Genomic DNA, 6,000 nt, shown 5'->3' with positions numbered 1-6,000 from the left:
GCTCATAACCTGAAGGCCGCAGGTTCAAATCCTGCCCCCGCAACCAACCATCACCATCCCGAAAGCCCCGAGGCCCACACCTCGGGGCTTTCGCGCGTCAAGGCGAGCGCCGGCGTGAGGCGTCCCGCTGCGCGACGGGCGCCGGCAGGGGAGGGGAGGGGGGCGCTGCGGCCGCGATACCCGACATCCCGGAGCCGTGCCCGGCCGGCCCCTCCCCCGCGCCGCACGACCGGGACCCGTCGGGGTGCCCAGGAGGGGACGACATTGCGGGCGCCGCGGGCCGGATGTTGCGCGTCGCACGCCCGTCGAAGAAACCGCGAAGGGGGGGCACTCGGCGCTGCCGATGCGGGCACCCATCGCTTTACGGGGCCGGCGGATGAAGCTAGCGTCGCGGGAGCTTTCCGAAGATCCACCGACACCGATGGTCCGGCCACGACAGATTTCGGCCGGGCGACGGCCCGGCGGCGATGGCTCGTCGCCACCGGACGGGGTGGGGCCGGCCCGGCCGAGCCCTCTGCTCCCGCTGTTGATGGCGGCGTCGATCCCCGTGCTGCTGTTTGGCGGGTGGACAGCCTACCGCACCGCCGACGAACATCGCAGCGCCGCGCTGCGGACCGCGCGCGACACCGTGGCCCAGGTGGCGGAGCGCGTGACCGCCGAGATGAACGATCAGGTGCGGGTCGCCGAAACGCTCGCGGCGTCGACGGCCCTGGACGGGCCCGACCTGCCGAGCTTCTATCGCACCGCCGAACGCGTCGCCGCAGCCCATCCGCTGTGGCACACGGTGGAGCTCGACGACCCGGCGGGCGAGCAGGTCCTGAACCTGCTGCGGCCGCTCGGCGGGCCGCTCGGGCCCACGGCCGACCGGGATACGTTCGACGAGGTAAGGCGCGGCCAAGCGCCGGCGGTCGGCGGCATCGGGCCGGTCGGGCCCGTGTCGGGCAGGCGGCTCGTGGCGTTGCGCGTGCCCGTGCTGCGGGACGGCGAGCTGCGCGACGTGCTCACGATCGCCCTGAAGCCGGACGCCGTCGGCGACATCCTGCGCAAGGCCGGCATCCCGGACGGCTGGATCGGCGCCGTCGTGGACCGCAGCGGCAACCTCATCGCGCGGAGCCGCGGCGACGCCGACACGGTGGGCCTGCCCGCGTCGGCGTCGGTCCGGCGCGCCGTGGCGACCGGCAGCGGCGGCTTCTACAAGGGCACGACGCGCGAAGGCGTGTCGGTGGAAACCGTCTACGCGACCCTGCCGGGCACGGGTTCGTGGTCGGTCCACCTCGGCATCCCCCGCCACGCTCTCGACGGGCCCGTGCGGCATGCGCTCTACGCCGTTGCGGCGGCCGTGGCGGTCAGCCTCGCCCTGGCCGTCGCCCTGGTGGTGACGCTCGCCCGGGACCTCGCCCGCCGCAGGCGGCAGGACTCGAGCCGGGCCGCGGCGGCGCTCGAAGCCAGCGAGGAGCGGGCCGCGCTGGCCGTCGCGGCGGCCGATCTCGGCACCTGGCGCTGGGACGTCGCGCGGGACGGCGTGTCGGGCTCGGAACGCTGCCGCAAGCTGCTCGACCTCCCCGGCACCGAGGGCCAGGCCACCTGGTCGCCAGGGGCCATCCTCGGCGCCGTCCATCCGGACGACCGCGACGCGCTGCGCAGGGCGGCGTGGGGCTGCCTCGCCGCGCGGGGGAGCTTCGAGGTCGATTTCCGCACCGTGTCGGCGCCCGGCGCCCCGCGCTGGTTCCACGCCCGCGGCCGGGCGGCGGCCGGATCCGACGGCGACGAGGTCCACGGCATCGTCGCCGACATCGGGGCGCAGAAGCGGGCCGAAGCCGAGCGGTCCGACCTGCTGCGCCGGCTCGCCGCCGCGCAGGAGGATGTGCAGCGCCGCATCGCCCACGACCTCCACGACCAGGTCGGCCAGCACGTGACGGGCCTGTCGCTCGGGCTGAAGGGCCTCGAGCGGGCGCTCGACGGTTCGAGCGGCGACGCCCCCGGGCAGGGCCTCGTCGCGCGCGTGCGCTGGCTTCAGGAGCTGACCGGCACGATCGGGCGCGACCTGCACCGCGTCGCGTCCGACCTGCGGCCCACCGCCCTCGACGACCTCGGCCTGCCGCGCGCCCTGGCGGCCCTCGCGACGGACTGGAGCGCCCGCTACGGCGTCGCCGCGGACGTCCAGGTGATCGGCTCGGAGGAGCGCCTGCCCGACGAGGTCGCCACGGCCACCTACCGCGTGGTCCAGGAAGCGCTGACCAACGTGCTCAAGCATGCGCGGGCCACCACCGTCAGCGTGGTGCTGGACCGCCGGCCGCGCGACGTGCGCCTGGTGATCGAGGACGACGGCGTCGGCTTCGACCCCGACTCGCCCGCCGCGACGGTGCCGGGCGCGCGGCGGCGGCTCGGCCTCCTCGGCATGCGCGAACGGTTGAACCAGATCGGCGGAACGCTCACGGTGGAATCGTCGCCCGGGGCCGGCACGACGCTGTTCGTCGCCATCCCGCTCGGCGTCGACCCCACGGCGAAGGACGCGGCATGACCGACAGGGCGACACCCCGCACGCGCATCCGCGTCGTCGTCGCGGACGACCACCCCGTCGTGCTGGCCGGGATCAAGGCCATGCTGCAGTCGGCGCCCGAGATCGACCTCGTGGGGGAAGCCGGCGACGGCGCCGGCGCGCTGCGCCTCGTCGCAGCGGAACGCCCCGACGTCGCGGTGCTCGACATCTCCATGCCGGAGATCAACGGGCTCGACCTCGCGCGGCGCATCGCCGTCGAGGCTCCGGGCGTCAAGGTCATCACGCTCACGGTGCACGAGGACCGGGCCTACGTGCAGCAGCTGCTCGACGCCGGCGCCCGGGGCTACCTGCTTAAGCGCTCGGCCGCCGAGGACCTCGTGCGGGCCGTGCGGGCCGTGGCGGAAGGCGGGCTCTATCTCGACCCTTCCGTGGCCGGGAAGGCACTGGCCGAGACCGCCGCGACCGAAAAGGCGGCCGCCGCCGACGCCGTGCTGAGCCCGCGCGAGGCCGACGTTCTGCGCTTCACCGCGCAGGGGTTCAGCAACAAGGAGATCGCCATCCGCCTCGAGGTCGGCGTGAAGACGGTGGAAACCTACAAGGCCCGCGCGTCCGACAAGCTGGGCCTGCGCTCGCGCGCCGAGATCGTCCGCTACGGCGCCGTGAAGGGCTGGCTCGCCGGGCTGGCCGAGGGGACCTGAAGCCCGCTCGCGGCGCGCCGATCCCGTCGACCCGAGGTCATGTCGAGCCTCGGGGGCTCGCGTCATGGGTCGGGCGTGTTGCGCGCACCGTAGAGGCCGGTCTGCCGTTCGATGGTGGAATCGAGCTCCGCGCAGGCGAGGACGACGAAGAAGTCGACCCACAGCCACAACAGGAACGCCACCGCGGTGCTGAGCGAGCCGTAGGTGGCGCTGAGCCCCATGAAGCGTGCCGTGAACCAGGAGAACAGCGCCGCGCCGAGCACCAGCAGCCCCGCCGCCAGCGTCGAGCCGACCGTGACGAGCGGCCAGCGCTCCCGGTTCCGGTTCGGCGCGTAGCGGTAGAGCAGCGCCAGCGCCAGCGCGGAGCCGGCGAACAGGGCCGGCCAGCGCAGCCAGCGGACGACCGTCCCGGCCACCACGCCGACGCCGAGGTGCGACAGGACGGACGGCGAGGCCGCCAGGGCCGCGACCACGGCGACAAGCAGCACGAGGGTCGCGACCGTGAAGGCCAGCGTCACGAGGTTTCGCCGCACGAAGCCGCGCGTTTCTTCCTTGTCGTAGACGATGTTCAGCGCGCCGAAGAGGGCCTTGGTGCCCGTGTTGGCGCTCCACAGCGTGATCAGCACGCCGGCGACGGGCGCGAAGCCGCCGAGCCATCCCGCTTCGGCGTTCCCGTCCGCGGGGTTGCTCCGCAGGGCCGCCCGGACCGCGCGCTCGACGATCGAGCGGCTCGCGTCGGGCAACAGCTCCGACAGCATCCGCGCCAGGGATCGCGCTTCCTCCGGCCCGACCGTGCGGCTGCCGATCCAGATCAGCAGCGCGACCGCGGGAAACAGCGCCAGCGCGACCCGGAACGCGACGCCGGACGCGACGATCGAGGCGCGGTCGGCGCCGATCTCCGCCCAGGTCGTGCGCAGGATGGCGAGCCACCGGCTCCCGTCGCTGCGCGTCATCGCGCGGCTTCCGCCCCGGCAGCGCGGTCGGCTTCGGCGATGCGGGCGCTGTCGTCCTCGCTTTCGGGGACCGCGGCGGGCGCCGTCACGTCCGGGTCGCGGCACAAGCTGACGAGATAAGGGTAATGGTCGGACCCGACGGGGGCGAGGCGCTCCAGCGACAGGGTCGTGAAGCCGGGCTTGGTGTCGATCTGGTCGAGCGGCCACTTGGCCCACCAGGAGTGCGCGTCGAAGCTGTACACGTAGCCGTAGCCCTGGCGGGGCGACACGAGGCCGGCCACGCGGCGCGTCCTTTGTACGGCGTCCTCCCAGGGCGTGGCGTTGAGGTCGCCCGCCATCAAGGCCGGCCCGGCGCGGTCGCGCAGGATCTTCGCCGCGGCATAGAGTTCGGCGTCGCGCGGCAGGGCGGACTGGCCGACCAGCGGCGGGCGGGGGTGGAGGCCGACGAACGTCATGGTTTCGCCGTCGCGCAGCCGCACGCCGGTGACGATCGCCGGCGTGTCGCGCCCGGCGAGGAAGCGCACCTGCGTGTCCGACAGCGGCAGGCGCGAGAACAGGCGCATGCCGTAATACGAGCCGGTGATCTTGGTGGCCCCGTAGGGCATCTCGGCGGCGAGCGGCTCGAGGGTCCTGTCCCACCAGTCGTCGACCTCCATGGCGAGGAAGAGGTCGGGCTTCCGCGTCCGCACCTCGTCGAGCAGGGTCTGCGACTGGCGGTTCGACAGCAGCACGTTGGAGATCATCACCCGCAGGCGCCGGTCGTCCGGGCAGGACGCGTCCGCGAGCGCCGTGCCGGCGAAGGGCCGGTAGGGCCACAGCTTGTAGCCGTCGGCGGCGAGCGCCGCGAGGGCCGCCGCCGCCAGCACCAGCGCGGTGCGGGGATGGGCCCGGAGGACGAAGGGCAGCGGCACCAGCAACAGCAGCGTCACGATGGCGAACTGCAGCCGCGGGAAATCGAGGATCCGCACCAGCCACCATCCCGTGTCGATGAAGGGGACGAGCGACACCAGGAGGGCGACCCCGATGGCGAAGGCGAGGACGCCGAGCAGGGCCAGTCTGAGATGTCGGAGCAAGGGCGGGCTCTCCCGGAGGTCGTCGGACGGCGGCGGGCTGGTCGGGAAGGCGGCACGGTCGAGCCGGCCGGCGAGGACGCCCATCGCCCCGTCGGTTCCCACCGCAACGGCGCGGACGGGCTCCCTGTCCCCGTCGCGCACCGGCCGGGGCGGCCCGCACCCGGCGGGGATGCCGACCCGGAACGGGCCCGCGGACGCGATGGCGGCGACGTCGAACGCGCCCCTCGGCGGCGGGATTGGCGGCGGGAACGACGGCCGGAACGGGCGAAGCGCACGCCCCCCGACACGGGACACCCATGCCGAACGGGGACGCGGGATCCGTCGGACCCCGCGCCATAACAGAACTATCGGCCGTCGTCCGGGGCGGCGGCGCGATGCCCAGGACTCAATGGCAGCGTGAGGGCTGGTTCTGGCAGTAGCGGTTGGGCGAGTTGCGGCGGGCGTGGCGGAACCGGCGGGCCGACCGGCTGTGATAGCCCGGGTAGTGCCGATGCATGTAGGCGGCCTGCTCGATGCCGGACGCCTGCGCGCCCGGGGAGGCGACCGGCATGGCTTCGGCGGTGCCGACCGACGCGCCGAGCAGGAGCAACGCGGCGCCGACCAGCGACGCTGACTTGAGGGTGAAGGCCATGGTGATCCGTCCTTCGCCGGGGAGATGACGAGGCGGCCCTCCGGCGAAGGGCGACCTCCGCCCGGCCTGCGATGGCCGATGGCGACGATGTCCGCTTCGATATGGGCCGGCCGGGCCGGACGATCAGTCGGGCGGATCGGAAAAC

5 protein-coding genes are annotated in these 6,000 nt (G+C 74.1%); 2 read left to right on the top strand and 3 right to left on the bottom strand.

What is annotated here, in order from left to right; all coding sequences use genetic code 11:
• The first annotated feature begins 529 nt into the window (after positions 1 to 529).
• Both D3273_RS23855 and D3273_RS23850 read left to right on the top strand, forming a co-directional pair.
• Positions 530 to 2,521 (top strand): ATP-binding protein, encoded by a 1,992-nt coding sequence (locus tag D3273_RS23855; protein ID WP_245501359.1) that lies wholly within the window; start codon positions 530 to 532, stop codon positions 2,519 to 2,521.
• Positions 2,518 to 3,198 (top strand): response regulator transcription factor, encoded by a 681-nt coding sequence (locus D3273_RS23850; protein WP_129229451.1) that lies wholly within the window; start codon positions 2,518 to 2,520, stop codon positions 3,196 to 3,198. The genes D3273_RS23855 and D3273_RS23850 overlap by 4 nt, the downstream gene beginning before the upstream one ends.
• 62 nt (positions 3,199 to 3,260) lie before the next feature.
• On the opposite strand, the gene D3273_RS23845 is transcribed toward D3273_RS23850, so the two are convergent.
• The 3 genes from D3273_RS23845 to D3273_RS23835 form a co-directional block, all read right to left on the bottom strand.
• Positions 3,261 to 4,151 (bottom strand): YihY/virulence factor BrkB family protein, encoded by an 891-nt coding sequence (locus D3273_RS23845; protein ID WP_129229450.1) that lies wholly within the window; start codon positions 4,149 to 4,151, stop codon positions 3,261 to 3,263.
• Positions 4,148 to 5,224 carry an endonuclease/exonuclease/phosphatase family protein gene (locus D3273_RS23840; RefSeq protein WP_165359652.1) on the bottom strand — a complete coding sequence of 359 codons (1,077 nt, stop codon included), beginning with the start codon at positions 5,222 to 5,224 and terminating at the stop codon, positions 4,148 to 4,150. Before D3273_RS23840 ends, D3273_RS23845 begins: the two co-directional genes overlap by 4 nt.
• A gap of 385 nt (positions 5,225 to 5,609) precedes the next feature.
• The gene (locus tag D3273_RS23835; RefSeq protein WP_129229446.1) at positions 5,610 to 5,855 is read right to left on the bottom strand and encodes a hypothetical protein; all 246 of its coding nucleotides are present in this window, start codon (positions 5,853 to 5,855) and stop codon (positions 5,610 to 5,612) included.
• Positions 5,856 to 6,000: the final 145 nt, after the last annotated feature.

The organism is Lichenibacterium minor (genome assembly GCF_004137685.1).
Lineage (GTDB): Bacteria > Pseudomonadota > Alphaproteobacteria > Rhizobiales > Beijerinckiaceae > Lichenihabitans > Lichenihabitans minor.
This window is presented reverse-complemented; position numbering and strand designations above follow the sequence as displayed.